18 protein-coding genes are annotated in these 19,466 nt (G+C 42.1%); 10 read left to right on the forward strand and 8 right to left on the reverse strand.

Features of this window, described 5'->3' with window-relative positions; genetic code table 11:
* Nucleotides 1-16 precede the first annotated feature (16 nt).
* Nucleotides 17-1,807, reverse strand: a complete 1,791-nt coding sequence (locus tag ACFQZX_RS17305; protein WP_377117737.1) for a thiamine pyrophosphate-requiring protein — start codon at nucleotides 1,805-1,807, stop codon at nucleotides 17-19.
* Nucleotides 1,808-2,157: 350 nt separating this feature from the next.
* Between ACFQZX_RS17305 and ACFQZX_RS17310 the strand changes: the two genes are divergently transcribed.
* The 3 genes from ACFQZX_RS17310 to ACFQZX_RS17320 all read left to right on the forward strand — a co-directional run bounded on the left by ACFQZX_RS17310 (nucleotide 2,158) and on the right by ACFQZX_RS17320 (nucleotide 3,240).
* Nucleotides 2,158-2,319 (forward strand): hypothetical protein, encoded by a 162-nt coding sequence (locus ACFQZX_RS17310; protein ID WP_377117739.1) that lies wholly within the window; start codon nucleotides 2,158-2,160, stop codon nucleotides 2,317-2,319.
* 182 nt (nucleotides 2,320-2,501) lie between these two features.
* Nucleotides 2,502-2,864 (forward strand): SpoIIAA family protein, encoded by a 363-nt coding sequence (locus ACFQZX_RS17315; RefSeq protein WP_377117741.1) that lies wholly within the window; start codon nucleotides 2,502-2,504, stop codon nucleotides 2,862-2,864.
* A gap of 40 nt (nucleotides 2,865-2,904) precedes the next feature.
* Nucleotides 2,905-3,240 (forward strand): RNA polymerase sigma factor, encoded by a 336-nt coding sequence (locus ACFQZX_RS17320; RefSeq protein WP_377117743.1) that lies wholly within the window; start codon nucleotides 2,905-2,907, stop codon nucleotides 3,238-3,240.
* On the opposite strand, the gene ACFQZX_RS17325 is transcribed toward ACFQZX_RS17320, so the two are convergent.
* The 4 genes from ACFQZX_RS17325 to ACFQZX_RS17340 all read right to left on the reverse strand — a co-directional run bounded on the left by ACFQZX_RS17325 (nucleotide 3,198) and on the right by ACFQZX_RS17340 (nucleotide 7,549).
* A complete protein-coding gene (locus ACFQZX_RS17325) occupies nucleotides 3,198-4,202 on the reverse strand; it encodes a sodium:calcium antiporter (RefSeq protein WP_377117745.1) in 1,005 nt (334 codons plus the stop codon). The genes ACFQZX_RS17320 and ACFQZX_RS17325 overlap by 43 nt on opposite strands.
* An 861-nt stretch (nucleotides 4,203-5,063) precedes the next feature.
* Complete coding sequence (locus ACFQZX_RS17330) at nucleotides 5,064-6,581, reverse strand: trypsin-like peptidase domain-containing protein (protein ID WP_377117747.1); 1,518 nt, start codon at nucleotides 6,579-6,581, stop codon at nucleotides 5,064-5,066.
* 8 nt (nucleotides 6,582-6,589) lie between these two features.
* On the reverse strand, nucleotides 6,590-7,147 hold the full coding sequence (locus ACFQZX_RS17335) for a hypothetical protein (protein ID WP_377117749.1): 558 nt from the start codon (nucleotides 7,145-7,147) through the stop codon (nucleotides 6,590-6,592).
* 84 nt (nucleotides 7,148-7,231) lie between these two features.
* Nucleotides 7,232-7,549 (reverse strand): hypothetical protein, encoded by a 318-nt coding sequence (locus tag ACFQZX_RS17340; protein ID WP_377117751.1) that lies wholly within the window; start codon nucleotides 7,547-7,549, stop codon nucleotides 7,232-7,234.
* Between the two features lie 316 nt (nucleotides 7,550-7,865).
* On the opposite strand from ACFQZX_RS17340, the gene ACFQZX_RS17345 reads away from it, so the two are divergent.
* From ACFQZX_RS17345 to ACFQZX_RS17355, 3 genes are read left to right on the forward strand one after another with little or no spacing between them, the layout of a single operon-like run.
* The gene (locus ACFQZX_RS17345; protein ID WP_377117753.1) at nucleotides 7,866-8,411 is read left to right on the forward strand and encodes a helix-turn-helix domain-containing protein; all 546 of its coding nucleotides are present in this window, start codon (nucleotides 7,866-7,868) and stop codon (nucleotides 8,409-8,411) included.
* The gene (locus tag ACFQZX_RS17350) at nucleotides 8,401-9,192 is read left to right on the forward strand and encodes an SDR family NAD(P)-dependent oxidoreductase (protein ID WP_377117755.1); all 792 of its coding nucleotides are present in this window, start codon (nucleotides 8,401-8,403) and stop codon (nucleotides 9,190-9,192) included. Before ACFQZX_RS17345 ends, ACFQZX_RS17350 begins: the two co-directional genes overlap by 11 nt.
* A gap of 35 nt (nucleotides 9,193-9,227) precedes the next feature.
* Complete coding sequence (locus tag ACFQZX_RS17355; protein WP_377117757.1) at nucleotides 9,228-10,079, forward strand: glycoside hydrolase family 130 protein; 852 nt, start codon at nucleotides 9,228-9,230, stop codon at nucleotides 10,077-10,079.
* On the opposite strand, the gene ACFQZX_RS17360 is transcribed toward ACFQZX_RS17355, so the two are convergent.
* Nucleotides 10,076-10,936, reverse strand: a complete 861-nt coding sequence (locus ACFQZX_RS17360; protein WP_377117759.1) for a sugar phosphate isomerase/epimerase family protein — start codon at nucleotides 10,934-10,936, stop codon at nucleotides 10,076-10,078. The two genes, ACFQZX_RS17355 and ACFQZX_RS17360, sit on opposite strands and share 4 nt — an antisense overlap.
* 504 nt (nucleotides 10,937-11,440) lie before the next feature.
* Between ACFQZX_RS17360 and ACFQZX_RS17365 the strand changes: the two genes are divergently transcribed.
* The 4 genes from ACFQZX_RS17365 (at nucleotide 11,441) to ACFQZX_RS17380 (ending at nucleotide 17,477) form a co-directional block, all read left to right on the forward strand.
* Nucleotides 11,441-14,623 carry a CheR family methyltransferase gene (locus ACFQZX_RS17365; protein ID WP_377117761.1) on the forward strand — a complete coding sequence of 1,061 codons (3,183 nt, stop codon included), beginning with the start codon at nucleotides 11,441-11,443 and terminating at the stop codon, nucleotides 14,621-14,623.
* A gap of 599 nt (nucleotides 14,624-15,222) precedes the next feature.
* Nucleotides 15,223-15,990, forward strand: a complete 768-nt coding sequence (locus ACFQZX_RS17370; protein WP_377117763.1) for a PRC-barrel domain-containing protein — start codon at nucleotides 15,223-15,225, stop codon at nucleotides 15,988-15,990.
* 19 nt (nucleotides 15,991-16,009) lie between these two features.
* Nucleotides 16,010-16,651 carry a DUF4136 domain-containing protein gene (locus tag ACFQZX_RS17375; protein ID WP_377117765.1) on the forward strand — a complete coding sequence of 214 codons (642 nt, stop codon included), beginning with the start codon at nucleotides 16,010-16,012 and terminating at the stop codon, nucleotides 16,649-16,651.
* Nucleotides 16,652-17,069: 418 nt separating this feature from the next.
* Nucleotides 17,070-17,477: a DUF4199 domain-containing protein gene (locus ACFQZX_RS17380; protein ID WP_377117767.1), complete on the forward strand. Its 408-nt coding sequence runs from the start codon at nucleotides 17,070-17,072 to the stop codon at nucleotides 17,475-17,477.
* Between the two features lie 380 nt (nucleotides 17,478-17,857).
* Here ACFQZX_RS17380 and ACFQZX_RS17385 read toward each other — a convergent pair whose 3' ends face one another.
* The gene (locus tag ACFQZX_RS17385; RefSeq protein WP_377117769.1) at nucleotides 17,858-18,760 is read right to left on the reverse strand and encodes a cation diffusion facilitator family transporter; all 903 of its coding nucleotides are present in this window, start codon (nucleotides 18,758-18,760) and stop codon (nucleotides 17,858-17,860) included.
* A gap of 87 nt (nucleotides 18,761-18,847) precedes the next feature.
* Nucleotides 18,848-19,192 carry a hypothetical protein gene (locus ACFQZX_RS17390; RefSeq protein ID WP_377117771.1) on the reverse strand — a complete coding sequence of 115 codons (345 nt, stop codon included), beginning with the start codon at nucleotides 19,190-19,192 and terminating at the stop codon, nucleotides 18,848-18,850.
* Nucleotides 19,193-19,466 lie beyond the last annotated feature (274 nt).

The raw sequence follows: 19,466 nt of genomic DNA on the forward strand, positions 1-19,466 counted from the left end.
AGCAGGAGTGACAGGATTAATCCTTGTGCGGTAAAATGCCGTCTACTAAATCTTTAAACGTTTGTTTGATAACGCCTATTTCGTTCGGGTCGCCTTTGAGCAGGGTCTTACTGAAGTTCACCATCTGCTGGAAACTGATATGCGGTGGTATCGTAGGGACATTCGGATCTACTACCACTTCAAGTACAGCCGGGCGATCAGCGGAAAGCACCTCATCCCAGGCGGCACCCAATTTTTCCGGGTCATCGACTTTTACACCTTTAAGGCCAAGAATCTCCGCATAATGTGCATATGGAAAATCCGGAACTTCCTGTGAAGCCTCAAATTCCGGATCGCCGATCATGATGCGCTGTTCCCAGGTAACCTGGTTCAGGTCACCGTTGTTCAATACCATAATGACCAGGTTGGGGTTCGACCATCGCTTCCAGTATTTGGAAATGGTGATCAGGCCATTGATGCCCAGCATCTGCATCGCGCCGTCGCCGACCAGGGCGATGGATACCCTGTCGGGATGGGCGAACTTGGCGGCGATAGCATACGGAACTCCGGGGCACATCGTTGCCAAATTTCCTGAAAGCGTCGCCATCATTCCTTTACGTATCTTCAGATCCCTGGCGAACCAGTTAGCTGAAGAACCCGAGTCGGATGTGATGATGCAGTTGTCCGGCAAACGGGGAGAAAGTTCCCAGAATACCCGCTGCGGGTTGATGGGATTGGCCGAATTCATCGCTTTAGCTTCGATGGTCTTCCACCAGTCTTTTATATTTTCTTCAATATCCTTACGCCAGTCACGGTCATCCTTGTACTTGACCAGGGGAATCAGCGCTTTTAAGGTCTCTTTACTATCGCCAACTAAATTGACATCCATCGGATAGCGGATGCTCAGCATTTTATTATCGATATCGATCTGTATGCCTTTGGCCTGGCCTTCTTCGGGCAGGAACTCCGAATACGGAAAGCTGCTGCCGATCATGAGCAGTGTATCGCATTCGGTCATCATATCCCAGCTGGGTTTGGTGCCTAACAGGCCGATGGAGCCGGTTACATAAGAAATATCATCCGGCAACACGGCCCGGCCCAATAATGCCTTGGCAACCCCGGCACCCAATAGATCGGCAATTTTCATGACCTCGTCAGGGGCGTGTAGTGCGCCGGCACCTACCAGGATAGCCACCTTTTTACCTGCATTCAATAGATCCGCTGCTTGTTTTAAAGATCCACTTGGCGGTATGCTGGATACCACGGCGTGGCCGACACCGGAATGTAAGCTTCCATGCTTGCGAGGCGGCACTGGTACCGCATCCAGTTCCTGGACATCGTTAGGCACGATCACACAGGTTACCGTGCGTTCTGCTTTGGCAATGCGAATGGCCCGGTCGATCACATGCCTGGCCTGCGCCGGATCGGTGATCATATGCACATACTCATGGGCGACATCTTTAAATAGCGATATAAGGTCAACCTCCTGCTGGTAATTGCCGCCCATGGCCATACGTGCCTGTTGTCCGACAATGGCTACCACAGGTTGGTGGTCCATTTTCGCGTCATACAACCCATTCAGTAAATGAATCGCGCCAGGACCGGAAGTGGCCATACAAACACCTACCTCACCGGTAAACTTCGCATGCGCGCAAGCCATAAAAGCAGCCATTTCCTCATGCCGTACCTGAACAAAGTCCATGTTATCTTTAGCCCGGTTCAGGGCGCCCATAAATCCGTTTATACCGTCGCCGGGAAAACCGAAAATGCGTGAAATACCCCATTGATTTAACCTGGAGATCACAAAATCACTTACTTGCTGGCTCATACTTAACTATTTAATTACGCTATTCCAAAAATGAATTTTTCGGATCTTAATAGCTTACGGAATTTTTGGCAAGTGTTGCATAATTCACACATCCGATAGCGCCATAACCATACAATATATTATGGCGGCTCCCAGGTTTGAAAACAACGTTGCCATGAGTTGCTTTCCGATCAAGTATCATGAATAAAAGCTTAACTACGGCGGCCGAATGTGGGAATCATGTAACCAATAAGCAGGAATTGCATAATGAACATTATATAAAAACATGGAATTTTGTTACTGATTATCAAGTCGTTTACAAGGAATTAGGAAGTATCAACAAATTAGCATTTTAAAAAATGGTCGGCTTAATGGAAAAACATTGGTTAATTATTACACTGGTTGTCATTGCCGCTGGACTATTTATCGTGTTCTATCTTATTAAAAATCGAAGAGATAAAAAAGCATTCATGAAAACGCTGGACGGTTATGCTGAGAGCAATTATAAACAAGATTCAAACGGGCATATCTAAGACCGGTTGAAGTACTTCTATTTCGAGGAGCAAAATCGATTCCACCCGCTTCTGCCCATAGCATTTTCTGCCTCCGGCCGATAACTTTAAATCTCTTCGAAACCGACTGAAGATAGCGCTCTTTTAAGTTATAGCAATAACCCAAAGATTTAGGTGTCCACAATAATTAAAATAGAATCGATATGATACAATTGATCAAAGACTTGCCAGAATATATTACCGGTATTGAAATAAGCGGAGAAGTGAGCAAACACGATTATGATACCATCGTGGTCCCACGGTTAAATGAGTTGGCCAAACAACAGGGAGAGATCAACTACCTGGTGGTTTTAAAATCTGGCATAGCTTCGTTTGAAGCCGGCGTGTGGTGGGACGATTTTAAAATGGCGGTCAAACAATTTAGTAATTGGGGGAAAATTGCCATTGTTTCGGATGATGATCCAATTAAAAACGTGACCAATCTGCTCGGCTTCGCTTTTCCGGGGCACCCCCGTGGTTTTAAATTAGATGAATATACCCAGGCAGTAGAGTGGGTAAAGGCTTAAAAAGAGCAGCTTTGGGTCATCCATTACAAATGGAATACTGATGAAAAAAGTATCTGACAGAGACATTTTGGAAGCTATAATGAGACATGATCCGCAAGGCGCAGAATTACTCTATGACCAATATGCACCTATACTCTTCAAAATAATTTGCTGTTCGGTTAGCAACCAGGAGGAAGCAGCGTTCGCTCTTGAAAAAACAATGTTAAAAATCTGGGTTGACATAAAACAATATGATTTGCAAAAAGATCGATTGTTGATCTGGATGGCCGGTACTGCCAGAAAAATTGCTAAGAAAGTGGCGAATGACGGTTGTATAAGGAATGATCCTTTTTCTCAGAATCGCCAAAAAACCAAGGACAGTACAAACAATAAATAAAGGCCTATGATAACTGCGCCAGCCAGTCTGTTGAATCCCTTGAAATAATATAAGAGGGCCAGCGCGGTAAAGGAAATGCCCAGCAAACACCATACTGAAAATAAGGCCTGCCTGGTGACCATCCCAAGCGTGGTCAGCACAACGGGCAGACTGACGCCTATAAATATATTCAGGTTATTACTGTTCAGAGATTCGCTGATTACGGCTGCACCGCTTCCTTCTTTGGCCAATCTCAGTGAAGTGATCATATTGGGTATGCTGGTCAACAGTGCCAATATGATCGTTCCCAATATAACCTGGTTCAACCCCATTAATTTCCCCAAAAATATAGCGGAATTAACCATTCCGACGCTTGTTGCGATGATAACTGCAACCGAAATCACCGCTGGCCAGGTGCCTGACCATGACTTCCAGAAAACAGCATGCTTCTCTTTGGCAACTTTCTCGTTTTGTTGATCAGTCAGCTGAACGAGTTTATTCATCTTTCCGGATAACCTTTTTTCAGTAGTGTTTCGCGGTTTGAGAACGGATATTAAAATATAGGGGATAAGAATTGCGACGAACAGTAGAAATGCCAATAATGGCGAAATATACTTGTAAAGCAGTAAGATCAAAATACTTAGTATGATCAGCGATGTCGCGCCATCCCAAAGAAGGGCTTTTCTGTTCAAAGGCAATTTATCAATGATGAGGGCATTTAACCCTATCAACACAGCGATGTTAAAGATACAGGAACCGATAATGATCCCGATGCCGACATTATGGCTTCCAGCAAACAAAGCTGTTATTGCAGAAGCGATCTCTGGTGCATCTGCTGCCAGCGCTGCGACCATCCCGACAACGGCGCCCGGTAATAGGTAACGAACTTTGAATTTTTCAACGCTGGCACCAAGGATAAAGCTTGATATGGTCATCAAGAGAAAACTCACAAGAAAAAGAGCTATCGCGGATAATGTGGTCATGGTACTATGTTGGGTTACTTACCTTAATAGAAGATTAGCTATACTTTTTAAAACTATCGCTGTTCGCTGAAACGCGGCACTTACTGTTGGCTGTTGTTTGAGTGCTTCAACGGTTAGGGCAATGTCCTTTATTTTTGCCTTTAGGTTTGCCTCTGCATAGAGTACTGTCCGGCCTTTAAATTGCATAGTGGAAAGGATATAGAAAGATTTTGAAAGGCCCGTTTGATCTTAGCGGAAGGACCCGCGCTTTTCCAATCGTAAGTAAGGGAATCGTCCTCCGAGTGTATGAGCAAACATCATCCTGTGTTTTGTTCCTTTTAAAATTGAATCAGCACCAGTGAGTTCAGCTATCGTTTTGACTATTTTATCGTGCCTTTAAGGCGATCTTCACAGGCTTCCACACGGTAAGTCATTTTTTCTTCAATAGGTCGTCCGGTAAAAAATCAACCTCCGTCAATAAATTTTGCTTTCGGTCATCGCTGATCAGCTAAGCTGCCCCATACTTACGCCAGATTAATTGTCCATTTCAAGCATCGGTCAGCATATTAAAAGGGAGAACACGGCTATTATAGCAGGGGGAAAGATTATAGTGTAGCGGTTTGAACGCCGAGGTTTAAATAGTCGCCAAAGGCGATATTATCTCGTACGAACCAGGCAGCTTTGGAAGTCAGGTTGACACTGAATACGTGAGGATCATTTGGACCGAGCAGAATGTGGACAAAGCTTCCACCGACCAATTTATTCCCTTTTTGAACCTGCGCGTTTGCGTGACAAACACAAAAAACACAGCTAAGAACAATAAAAGAATTTTTTTCATGATTTTTGATAATAGATGTGAGTGGAATTGAAATTTGCGATCATTTATGCGCCGAGGGAGATGTTGAACATTACCCTTAAGCCATCAGGTGTTAAGCAGGCGATGTGTATGATACCGTTACTTGCACCCATCAGGGCTTTATTCAGTTCAATCGGGTTACTTACTTCCGAGCCGTTTATACTCACTATGATGGATCCGGCTTGTATACCGATCTGTTCAAAAAAGCCGCCACGCGCGATGGCTGTGACCAGCATACCTGCTCTGAGTTGGAAATATTGCCTGGCCCGGTCATCCAGGGGCGCGAATTTAGCGCCAAGTTTATTGTAGATATCTTCCATCGAAGATCCGACTTTAGCGGGCTGTGTATTTTCAGCTTGCGCCTTAAGAGTGGCTTCGGTGGTCGCTATCTTCCCGCCCCGTGAATAAATGATCTTGATCTGATCATTGGGGTGATGCCTGGCAACCTTTTCTGAAAGTTCCACTGACGACATAACTTGTAAGCTGTCTATCTTTTGAATAATATCCCCTTCTTTTAACCCAGCCTCCGCTGCAGCGCCACCCGTCTGTACACCGGTTAAATATACCCCTTTGATGGTACCCGGATCGATTCCTTTCTGACGAAGAACCTGGTCCTCGGTGGCAGGCGCCGGGAAGCTTACACCCAGCATGCCGCGTTTTACTACCCCATATTTTTTCAAATCGCCGATAATCTTCCTCGCCAGATTAATCGGAATGGCAAAGCCATATCCTTCATAGCCACCGGTTTGCGAAGCAATCGCTGCATTTATACCGATCAGCTCACCGCTGGTATTGACCAATGCCCCTCCGCTATTGCCTGGATTGATCGCCGCGTCAGTTTGTATATAGGCTTCTACAGCCGAACCTGCATTTGACGACGAACGATCATTTGGGTCATTTTGCCGTTCTTTATTTCCGATCAGGCCGATGTTTCGTTCTTTAGCACTGATGATTCCGGCGGTAACAGTTGTATTTAAAGAAAAGGGAAAACCGATGGCCAATACCCACTGGCCGACCTGGACCCGATCTGAGTTTCCAAACTTAATAGCTGACAAACCTGTTGCGTCAATTTTGATCAGGGCGAGGTCTGTGTTAGGGTCACGGCCTATGAGTTTAGCTTTAAAAGTGCGCTTATCAGCCAAAATAACCTGCATAGCTGTGGCATTTTCGATGACATGATTATTGGTGACAATATAACCATCCGCGCTGATAATGACACCTGACCCCGATGCCATTGCAGAACCGACACGAGGTTCGCGAGGATCATATCCCTGCATAACGCCCTCCGGAGCGTAACTTTGTCTGGAAATCTCTACCTTAATATGGACCACCTGCCAAGAGGCCGCATCCGCGGCTTCAGTAAAATCAGGGTGAGCCACAAATGCCGTCTGACCGGCGGATAAGCGAGTTATCGAATGGAAATTTTCTTTTCCATCGTTAGCTGCAACCGGCTGATCATAATCCTCGGTGAATTTAACAGTTGCAAAACTTACCCCTGCTGCAACGAAAACAACAATGACTATCCAAATAGCTTTATTCATCATAAGATTAGTTAATACGCATTGCTGAAAATTTTTTCAGCACCTATTTTCTTCCAGGCATTTTGAAACTTGTCGATGTCACCGAAGTTTCGGGGATGAACGCCGATTAAAATCTTGCCTTTTTTTAGTTCTTCGTTAAAAAGATTTGCTTTGTTTTCTGGTACATCATAGGCGATCAATGCTCCTATAAGTCCGCCGGCGATACTGCCTGCGCCAGCACCTACTAAGCCCGCCACCATAGGCCCTAAAGCCACCAGACCTAACCCAGGAATAATTAAATTACTTCCCACAGCTGCAATAAATGCGGCAATCCCTACCAGAACACCTCCGGCTGTACCGCCCGTCTTCATGCCGTCAAAGATCATTTCAGAGCTGTTTTCAGATAGCAAGGCGACATGGTTTATTTCAGCAAATAAGTTAACCTTGGTTTCTTCTGACATAATGATATTAATTTCATCCTTAGTATAATGACTATCCATAAGCTCTTTTACACCAAGTTCAGCGCTTTCCCTGCCCGAGAAAACGGCGATGAGAATGTTTCTCTTTTTTTGGCGATCACTATTTTTCATAATTGGAAATGAAGTGGATTATTTTTAATGACCATGTGAAGATTTTATTAAAATAGTCGTAACCAGGTTTGATGATCGTCGGAATCATTTTGGAGCGTTCATACGGTTCGACCTAACTTGGCTGGTACGCCGGAATAATGATACTGTGGTCAGTTCCCAAGAGCTTTTCCACGCGGTTATGAAAATTGTGGCACTGCTTTCAATAATCTGGGCAAACGTATCAAAGGCCGAAGTTTTTTCTAGAAATTCCAGACCGGTGTAATATGACATCAGGTATATACTACCTGTCGTTTTTTTAAGGCTGGGTTTAATTACTACTGCATCCTGAACATATTGGATGATTCTAGCGATCATATGTGATTTCCCTTTTTCAAGTTCGCCTTTATTGATAGTCTTTGGCATAGCATGCTAATCCATTTTTTAATTGGAGTAGATAGCTAAAGTTAACCCTTCACAAAAGAAAACCGTTACACAATAATCTTCAAAACTTACATAATTCACAGGTCTCGGGGGCAGTTTATTCAGCGGGTTCAAAACTTTAACTTTTAGTCGTAATAAAGCGACTTACTAAAACAAATTGCAATTAAATCAGTTAAATAATTAAACAAATAGTTAAATAGCAAGTGACAAATCTTGCCATTGATATATCATACCCCTAACCAGTAGGTAAAACAAATTGACGCTATACATTAGACACATGGTCTGCATTCGCTGCAAAATGATTGTAAAACAACTTCTGAATGAACTCGATCTGAATTATATACGGGTTGAATTGGGTAGCGCAGATGTTATAGAAGATCTTTCAAAAGGACAAATTCGCAGCCTCAGTACAGCCTTAAAGGGTTACGGTCTGGAATTAATCGCAGACAAAAGAATCCGCCTAATAGAAAGAATTAAGGCCCTGATCGCTCAATTTGTTCATTATACAGAAGAACCCTTAAAGGTCAATTTTTCAGAATATCTAAGCGAAAAATTAGACTATGACTATACTTATCTCGCAAATATATTTTCCGAGGTTGAGGGGATTACCATAGAACAATTTATCATCGCCCACAAAATTGAAAAAGTTAAAGAGTTGCTGATCTATGACGAACTATCTATCAAGGAAATTTCTTTCAAGCTGCAATATTCGAGCGTAGCTCACCTTTCCAATCAGTTTAAAAAGGTAACCGGGTTTTGCCCGTCTCAATTCAAACAGATTAAAAAAAACGGGCGTTTGGGCTTAGCAACTTTATCCGCATTAAATAAGTTCAATGAAAAATAAAGTACAGATGCCCCTCAAAGGTATGATTGCGGTCGTCACAGGCGCGGAATCAGGAATTGGACAGGCAATCGCGGCGGAGTTTGCTCGATTGGGTGCCATTATTGCGATCAATTATTACAAGGATAAAGCTGCAGCCGCAAAAACCTTAAAAATGGTTAGGGACAATGGCAGCAGTGCAAACCTGTATCAGGCTGATGTATCGGATTATATGCAAGTGCAGCAACTCTATCGAAAAGTAATGAAGGAACTTGGCTCCCCTTATATTTTGGTGAACAGCGCAGGTATCAATTCTACTGGCATATACGCCGTTGATATGGATATCGAAAGTTTCGACCGAACAATAAAGACCGACCTGTACGGTACTTTTTACCATTGTAAAGAATTTATTGCGATTCGTAAAGCTGCTGGTGGTAAAGGCAAGATCGTTAATATTTCATCCATCCATGAAGATGTGGCGCATCCCGGCGGTGCCGCTTATTGCGCGAGTAAAGGCGGTGTCCGCAATCTGACCAGGGTATTGGCCCTCGAAGTAGCTTCTTTGAAGATCAATGTCAATAGCATCGGCCCAGGGATGATTCTCACTCCAATGAATCAAAAGGTTATGGACGATCCCAAAGCGTTAAAAGAGGCGGCAAAGCATATACCGCTTGATCGTGCCGGAACACCTGAAGAGGTTGCAAAACTGGCAGCTTATCTCGTATCGGATGACGCGTCTTATGCTACCGGGCAGACTTTTTTCCTGGATGGAGGATTAAAAATAAATATAGGGCAAGGCGCATGAGTAATTATAGATTGATCAAAACAGAAGTCCTGCAATTGGACTGCTCGGTTCCTTTAAAAGGGATGTACAAGCTAAGCCCGTTTGTATGGCGGGAAGGTGATCTGTATCGCATGTTGGTGCGGGCAGTCAATCCTTCTGAAGATCCCAGCCAAAAGGTAGCCCGTATATATTATGGCGAATCCAGAGACGGGATCCATTTTAAAATGGATGATGGCCCAGTTATCGCACCCGGAACAGATGAGATCAGTAAAGACGGGGTTGAAGATCCTACCGTGGTTTCTACAGGAGAGGGATATTTAGTTTATTATACCGGATGGAACCTCACTAAACAGCGAGGGGAATTGATGTTATCCAAAGGTGAAAGCATTCATGGACTTCAATATTGTGGGGAGGCCTTGATTTCGCACGAAGACTACCGCAACCCGAAAGAGGCGACCGTCGCTCAGTTAAAGAACAAACGTTGGGCACTCTTTTTTGAATTTGCCAGGAATGATCACTCCAAATTGGGAAAGGCAACCAGTGCCTTCCCGGAAGGGCCCTGGGATATTGATGAAGAAGTTTTAATGGCGCGCGAAAATTCCTGGGATTCGTATCATTTAAGCACGGGCCCGATGCTCCAGGATTCTAAAAATGAAACGGTCATGTTTTATAACGGCGCTAATCCTGAAGCGCACTGGCGCATTGGCTGGGTGACCATGGACGATAACGGGCATATCAAGCAACGATGCATAGAACCATTGATCACACCGCCGCCAAATGAAGGAGGTGACATCGATATCGCTTTTTCAGCCTCGGCTATTTTGCATGACCATGATACGATCTGGCTATATTATAGCCGCGAAGATACCGAGCCTTTAAGGGCGTTGATCGAGATATTAGCCGATTAATGAATTTCAAACCAGGCCCCCGTTAACCCTTTTATTGAACGTCTGATCACTTCATCAAGATCTGTCGCGTATAAGGAATCAGGGACACCTTGTGAAAAGATTTCGACGGTACATGCGCCAGAATAGCCTGTTTTTTCTACCGTATGTAGCAATTGTCCAAGCGGCATAATGCCTTCGCCGGGAATAAGGCGATCACTTGCAGATTGCGGTGTCCGCCAGTCACTCACCTGTAGTGCGAAGATCTGGCCGGCAGCACGATGAATCTCTTCTTCAAGATGTGCATTTTGCCAAATATTCCAAAGATCCAGGCAAATTCCAACATTATCCCTGTTGACCGCGTCAATTATTTCCATTGCTTGCGCAATTGTCCATATAGCCGACTCGCTGTTCATGGAAGAAGCATTCAGGGGTTCTAAGGCTAGTGTTACACCATGATCTGCTGCGAAGCCTGCAAGTTCCCGGAGTTCACGAACGGTGATTTTAACCATCGCATCGACGTTTCCTTGCTGTGGCGCACCCGTATTGACAATGAACGGGCAACCTATCGCAAACGGCGAAAGGCGTTTAATACTGCAGCGCAGTCTTGACACGCGTTCATTTAAGATCCTGGGTTCGAGCTGCATCTGGCTCGACCCGAAGGTTCGCACCAATGGTTGAACTGCACTAATTGTTACGCCGTGCTCCGCAATCATAGTCATTTGTTCGCGATAGCGCATGGGGTCAAGTTTTTCTTCACAAACCTCAATCATGTCTACCCCTAATTTAGCATAATTCGCTATATCCTGCTCAAACGTCCAAGGCCGGGTAGTGAATTCGCTTATACCAATCTGAAAGGGAAATGGATTAATATTAATCATTAATGATGAATTAGGATGATTTTAATGGATCCGAAGCTGTTCGAACGACCATTATTTTTTATTCTGTCAGCTTAGAGATGTAAACCTTACAAAGATTCACCTATCACGACATTGAGTAATTGCATAATTGAATCTATTGCTTATATAATTCTCACATCTAAGATTAGGACCCAGCGTTAGATTAATTTGAAAATCTTTGTATACGAGACTGATGTATTGTTGTGAGTTTAAGCGCACGCTGCGTACTGGTGCTGAAGTATATTACTACGCACGACCATTCCCATGCTAGATGGAAACGGTCATTTTATGCACTTATCGATAAATGGATGCCGAGAAGAAATGATCGTAATGATGAAAATGTGAATTTTGCAACTAATTAAGATAATTATACAACAACAACAAAATCACAATCTATATTTTAACATCACCTTAAAATTTTCTTTTTGTATAGAACAATGACGCTTTAAGGCACGGCTTACCTTTTTAACTTAATTAAAAGTAGAGATGTTAAATCCTGAACTTCATCATGTTATCGCTATAGGAGCATCGGCGGGAGCGCTTGATGAATTATATGCATTTTTTGACCATACGCAGCCGGATGGCGTTTCCTATGTGATCCTCCAGCACCTGACGGATGACTTTAAAACGGGCATGATTGAACTACTCGCTAAACACGGTAAACAATTAATTATGGAAGCCGAAAATGGAACGCAGGTCAAAAGCAATGAAGTTTACTTAATTCCCAGGAATAAACACATGATCATCCGGGACAATGTACTGTATTTAACAGAAAATGACAATGCGCAAGTTCTTGATTTAACCATCAATCGTTTTTTTAAATCTTTAGCGGATGATTATGGTGCCAGGGGAATTGGCGTGGTGCTATCAGGTTTAGGATGTGACGGAACTGAAGGCATTAAAGCAATTAAGAAAGCAGGAGGACTCGTAATTGTGCGCGATCCTGAAAATAGTGATTTCAAAAGTATGCCAGTTCATGCCATTGCTACCGGACTTGCGGATTTTATCCTGGAACCGGATATGATGCCGGTGGCGATCGAAGATTTTGTTAGATTCGGTCAGGGCATGCCGGAAAGCAGTCTGGAAGACGATAAGAACATCGTGCAAATCATCGACCTGATAAAGGAACAATCGCCGCTAGATTTTTCAGATTATAAGCAAAGCACAATTCTCCGGCGGACCAAACGAAGAGCGGCATACGCAAATTTCACTTCCCTGAGTAAATATCTGCATTTTTTGAAAACTTCGCCTGAAGAAGTCGAAGCGTTGGGTAAAGACTTTATCATAAGTGTAACGTCATTTTTCAGAGATAAAGAAGCTTTTGCGTTTATTCAACAAAAGATCCTGCCGGCATTAGCGGAAAACCTCGCCCCTGAAGAGGAATTGAAATTTTGGGTGGCGGGATGCGCTACCGGTGAAGAGGTTTATTCCATGGCAATTTTAATTCATGAACAATTGTCCGGCAACCATGATAATGTCGTAAAGATATTTGCTACTGATATTGACAAGGCAGCGCTTGCTCACGCAGGAAGAGGCATTTATAGCAGGGACATCGCAAAAACCGTATCTGCAGAAAGACTCGAGCGTTATTTCTTAAAGGAAGGCAATTCCTACAGGATAATCCCAGCGATCCGGAAAATGGTCATCTTTGCCTTGCATGATCTGGCTAAGCATCCACCTTATTGTAATATACACTTTATCAGTTGCCGGAATCTGTTGATCTATATGAATCCAGTTTTGCAAAAAAAGGTCTTCAGCATGCTTCTTTTTGGGCTTAAAAAGAATGGTTATCTTTTTCTTGGCGCAAGTGAAACCCCTTTATCAATCATCAAAAGCCTGGAAACTATCCATAAGAAGTGGAAGATTTACAGAAACCTGGAAGCCAAAAAGACAGTCGGGTTAGACACTTTTCTACTTCCGGAGCTTTTAGAGCCCAATGTTGCCATCTCTAAAAATTTGAAGATGGAAACTGCCGGGCTCAATTCCATTTCTTTAGCAGAAGCAATTATGGCTAATGTGGTCGCTAAGTCCGGCGGATTGATCGTTTGTGTTGACGAAAACAATCATGTGGTTCAAACTTATGGAGACGTCAATAGGTATTTGCTACAGAAAAATTTCAACCACGAATTGCTCGAACTTTTGCCCAAGCCACTTTTGTTCGCTTTTAATACGCTAAGCAAAAAAGCATTAAAGACCCTGTCGCGGGCCGAAGCAAATGGAATAAAGATTAAATCTCATAACGAAAATATCAGCGTGGCTATGTCCGTGACGCCGTTAATTATCGCCGGACGGGAGTCCAAACTACTCATGGTTACATTTGATGCAGATCTGATATGCTCGGAACAGAAACAAGATTTGCGTTTTGACGAAAGTGTATTTGCAAAAGAATACATACAAAACCTGGAGGAGGAGGTAAAGGCATTAAAAGGCAAACTGCGCATGGCCCAAGATCATCTGGACGCATCTAACGAGAATCTGCAATCTTTCAATGAAGAACTATTGATTTCCAATGAAGAAATGCAAAGTACCAACGAGGAAATGCAATCAATCAATGAGGAACTGGAAACGATCAATTTGAGCTATCAGACAACGAATAAAGAATTACATGAACTAAATGACGACTTGAATAACTATTTCAGGAGTAATATTAATGGCCAGCTTTTTATTGACAGCGAACTCAGGCTCATGAAGTTTTCTCCGGGCGCGGTGAAGCAAATTAATCTATTGGAATCGGATATTGGCCGGCCGTTAAGTAATATTTCTACCAATATCAAATTTGAAACAATTATTGAAGATGTAAAAAAGGTACTTCAAGAAGGATGTGTTATTTCTAAAGAAATTGAAACTAAAAATGAATGCTGGTTTCAATTGATGACTATGCCTTACATCCGGCAAAAAGATAAAAAGCAGAGTGGCGCTATCATAACATTCAATGACATAACTGCTGTAAAACAAATGCAGTTTGAATTGGATAAAAAGAATGAAAGTCTTCTAAGAGTAAACGCAGACCTTGAACATTTCATCTATGCGGCTTCACACGATCTTTTGGCACCCCTCGGTCATATTGAATCAAGCATCGATATAATGAATCAGATACCGGTATCCGAACCGGAGCTATTTGATTATTTAAAGATCATAGATTCCTCTATTAAACAGTTCAGACAGTTGGTGACAGAAATCGCTACGATTGCAAAAGTCGAGTCAGAAATGACCTTTCTGGAGCCTGTAGACCTAAATAAAATTATTAGTGACGTACAATGGAGTTTGCAAGACAAGATCAAGAAATCTGATGCGACTATTATGCGTCACCTGGAAGTTAATAACATTATGTTTTCCAGAAAAAATTTGAGAAGTATCGTTTATAACTTAGTTTCAAACGGAATAAAATTCAAAAGAGATGAGCGTCCTGTTGTAACAATTGCTACCTCAAAGATCAGGGGTGCAGTGGTCTTAACAGTTGAGGATAATGGAATTGGTATCAAGGCAGCGAGTATAGAAAGTATTTTTAAAGTGTACGGCCGATTAAACCATCATATTGAAGGTGACGGCATAGGACTTCATTTGATCAAAAAGATTGTTAATGCCGCAGGGGGTAAGTTGGAAGTTAAAAGCGAACCCGGTAAAGGCACAAAGTTTTCAATTTATTTCGTAGACGATGTTTCCGGTTAATTATAGACTTCTTAGATAAAAAGGAAGTCTGCTACTCAAATACATTCATCATGCGATGAAATATATGTTACAATATTCACCTGTAATGTGTATATCTGAAATGGTAACATGGTTACTAACCTGCAGTGGTCACCGTTGACAGCTCAATAGTGAAATTTTATCTGGTCTCAGCTTCAGTGATATCCTTCCCATCTTATTTTACATTGTTTCGTGCTTGATGATTAATAAGCTATAACAATTTATTAATGAATAACTCACTTGAACTATACGCTTCCTCATAAAATACAACTTACTCGTCTATGCTGATTACCTTACCATGGATACTGTTCGGAATCGCTTCCCTTTATCATTATTTTAAGTGCACATTCCGCTTAGGCACTAAACATCAAAATGATCCAATAGTTGCGATGAGGTCATCCATTAACTAATAGTAGATATGCTCGCTTGCGTGAAGTTCCTTTAATGACTAATGAAATGTGAATTTTGCAAATCATTATCGGAATCCTGTAAACATCAGGCGCCGTAGCAAACTACTTTTGATGATAGCGGGAATAAGCATACGCATTAAATTAACTCCCATATTTTAAACTATATATTATATGAAACATAGTCTTGATAATTTAATTGGTTTCACAATTGTTGGTATTGATGGAGAGATTGGAAAAGTGAAGGAATTTTACTTCGATGACAAGGCCTGGACAATCCGGTATATGATCGTTGAAACCGGCAACTGGCTGATTGGCCGTAAGATACTTTTGTCGCCGCAGGCAATAACAGCCTCCGATTGGGACCGATCTACCTTCAGTGTCGATCTGACAACTGAACAAATAAAAAACAGCCCCGACATAGACACGGATAAACCAGTGTCGCTTCAGAACGAAATGGACCTTTATGGTTATTATCCATGGGGAAGTTATTATTGGGGTGGAAGTATGGGCATATCAGGTTTAGCGATGTCCTATCCAATAGGGATTAGTCAAACAACTCCGGTAGAAAATGATAAAAATAAAAATGGTGCATCAGACGAAGACCATCATCTACGGAGCACCGATAAGGTGACGGGTTATAGTATTCAAGCTACAGACGAAGAAATTGGCAACGTGGAAGATTTTATATTGAATGACAGCACCTGGAAAATCGATTTTATGCTGGTAGATACAGGCAACTGGTTTCCCGGCAAGAAAGTGTTAATAGCGCCCGGCATGATAAAAGATATAAACTGGGAAACCTCTACTGTTACAGTGAACGCCTCCGAAAAAGTCATTAAGGACAGCCCCGAATACACGCCAGGTGAAGCATTGAACGAAACGTATGAAACCACCCTGGAGAGCTATTATGGCAGAGCAATTAGTCCTGATTTAAAATAGATCCTACACTATAAACCCCATGGTAAGAAAATTTAAAACATTGTTTACTGTAGTACTACTATCTGCTACCAGTTGTGCTACCTCGTACAAACTAGCTAATTCAGATTTTGATAAAACGGTTGATTTCAGTAAGTATAAGACGTTTTCCTGGATAGCACCGCTTGACAAGGACAGTATTAGTGCAGCGGATCAAATTATTTACAATAATACTATCAATTATTTTGCACATGATTTAGCAGCCAGAGGCATGACTGTTGATAATGATAATCCTGATCTGTTATTCCAGCTCAAAGTTTCAGAAAAAAGGGAACAACGTACTGAAACCGCACGGCAAACATTCCCCCTTTATAACAACAATTATTATTTCCGGTACCACGCCTTTTCACCATACAATCGCTATTACAATTTGTACCCGAGATCCTATTATTATAACAGGGGATTTAATTTTAACGATTATAGATACGGTTACAACACGCAAACTGGTGATTATACCAAAAGCTCGCTCACGCTTAACGTTATGGACCTGAAGCAAAGGAAATTTATTTACACTGCTACCGTAGAAGCGGATCTGTATGATCCGGCAACCTGGAAGCGGGAGCTACATCCGGCCGTTCATACCCTCCTTGATAACTATCCTGTGAAAGCAACGGCAAAAAAGTAATATTCATAATCATGAATGATAGTGTTTGATGATACCATCCGCAAGTACAGAAAACCGGAAAATGCCTAAGCGACGCGTAAGTTCAACTCAAATTGATTTTATAAAAACTGTTTTTTTATGCCTGAATAAAAAAAAATAAAGAGAAAAAGAATAGGAACGAAAATGCCCTCAGTAGTTGACAGCTCAAACTCACCCGTACAGTTACCGTATCCACCCATTCCATCAACTGAAAGCGAAGCTGCTTTATAAAAACAAGCCAATAACCCATTGGGGGATCCGCACAAGATATGATCTTTTCGATGCGACCATCTGCAACTGCACGGCGGCTCAGGAATCTGACTAAGCATATTGGTTAATTACTTTAAACTTGTGGTTTTTCGCCTTCTTATAATATTATTTTTAATTAATCGACGTTCATATGAAAAGCGCTTTAATTTCAGGTTCAATTATTGGCGTCCTTTCCGCCGCATGGCTATTTCTAATGGGGTGGCTGGGATATACTACCTCGCAACAACATGTGTTACCTATAGCTTGTGCTTCGATTGCGATTCCTTTGTTAGGTATTTTTTTGGGGGTAAGATGGTATAAAAAGAATGAAAAGGAAAATAGACTTAATTTTTTTGAAGGCTTACTTCAAAGCTTTAAGATATTGCTTATTAGCGGAATGATAGCAGGTTTTTTAGGAGTTCTATATAGCAGTTTTATCGCCAGGCAAACCAATCTGCAGGATTTTTCGGAGCGCTTATTTGGTGCGCTATTAGTTGGTATATTGATATGTTTCGGTGTCGCACTAACTTTGATGAATAACACAGCTCAAATTGATTAAATTAATGTATGCAGTAACTAGTTTACCAGTACTTGATATTTTCCGCTTTAATCAGCCGGTGACAATAATTACTGTTTATTCCGGCTAGCTAACAGGCTTCGCTTAGCTGTGCTAATATATTAATTTCAATTGCTCCGTATTAGAAATCTTTGTGTTAAGTTAGTTCCGTCGCAAATATCAATAACCCACTTCACACCAGCTGTTACGAAAGTGGCAAAGCCATCTGAAATAGATAAAACCATTGGCTACCTTAAACTTTAATTGTAAGTATTTTTAACAAACTAATAGCTTCCAAAGCGATTAGCAACCCTATTTCCTCGAAAAGTGGGAAAGGAAATAAATAAATTGTGCAGTAAAAACTGTATATCAGTCTCAAAGCATCAGGCTGGTGCAATAACAACCTGTTTAATTTGCGGAAACTCCATCTGTATCTTCCGCGTAATCCGTTCGATGGCATCTGTTAATTCGGTCATGGAAATCATGTTATTAAACTGGACATAGATAATGACCATCGCGTCGTCCGGCGATCGGTAGATGGACGAAACTTTTTTAATATTGGTGATGGCGTTATCTTTTTTCGCCAGTTTAATCAAGCGTCTTTTTGTCCGAATACTGATGGTTTCGCCCAGTAACAAGCTCTTGCTTTCACGTATAAGAAAACCGGATATTACCAGTAATAATACACCGATTGCGACGGACGCATAGCCATCCAATTTGGGGTTTTGGAACAGGCTGCCAAAAAAAACACCTAAAAAAGCAATCACCAGGCCGATCAGATCGCCTATATCGCCCAGTAATACTATAATTGTCGATGGGTCCTTTGTGCTGATCAAAGCCCTCCAAAAACCAGTTGAGTTCCTCTGACTGTTAAAGGCCTTAAGAGCGCTGAGCATGGAAATGAAATTAAAAGCGAAAGCAATACCCAAAATGATATAATTCCAAAACGGATCGCCCTCGAACTTTGGATGCTGAATGTGAACTATCCCTTCGTACACGGAAATACAACCGCCTAGAATAAATATTACGAGCGAAACGATGAGTGACCAATAATAGAGCTCCGGGCCATAACCAAAAGGGCGGTCCGAGTCTGCCGGCCGCTTACTACTTTTATCCCCCCAGATCAGAAGCAACTGGCTAACTGCGTCGATAACCGAATGTATGGCCTCTGCCTTCATGGAAGAACTGTTGGTCAATGCGCTTCCCACAAATTTAGATGTGGCGATCAGGATATCGGCTAATAATGAAATATAGAGGAATGTTCTCGATTTAATAACTTCTGGCATACTATTTTAACATCGCTGAAATTTATGCTTTTCTTAATTTGATAATCCTTAGCCAGTGCATTATATTCATGACCGGGTAAACCGGGTCTATCTCGAACCAATGTTTACCGAGTTGGCGCTCTTGGGATGTCGGAGGTAATTGTTCTGGAATAATTCGCCCAACATCAGAAAATCAAAGAGGGTAGTGTTTTTGAACTGGTCATTATTATCGAAATTAGTATAGCCGTATTTATGCCCGCACCAGCTAATGATTGCGCCATGGATAGGCCCCCTCAGGTAGTGAACCGGGAACAGCAGGAATAGCCACCAGTGTGTCACAAAGGCGATATAAAAACAAGTATATGCTGTGGCAAAAATGACCTGGAATAATTGCGAAGAACCCATACGGTCGATCAGCGGCCCTTCCGGGTAATAACCCAGAATGCGTGCCATAGGATCTTTGGGTCCTCGTACGCGCGTGGATTAAAGGAAGCGCCATTAAAGAAATAAGCCATTAAGTAAAATATGCGTTCCCAGGTTTTGCCGGTCGTAAACATCCGATGGGAAGCATAATCGTACTGGAAAAATGTTTGAAAAAACAAGGACAGGAACCAGTGTGCAACAAAGAATATGAAAATGATTAACATAAAAAAAATTAAATCTTCGCGGCAAACGTGCCTGCGTTTTTAAAACGATGAAGGTGTTAATGAAAAACAGGAAGTTGCGC

It is taken from the genome of Mucilaginibacter litoreus, assembly GCF_042676805.1.
Taxonomy (GTDB): Bacteria; Bacteroidota; Bacteroidia; order Sphingobacteriales; family Sphingobacteriaceae; genus Mucilaginibacter; species Mucilaginibacter litoreus.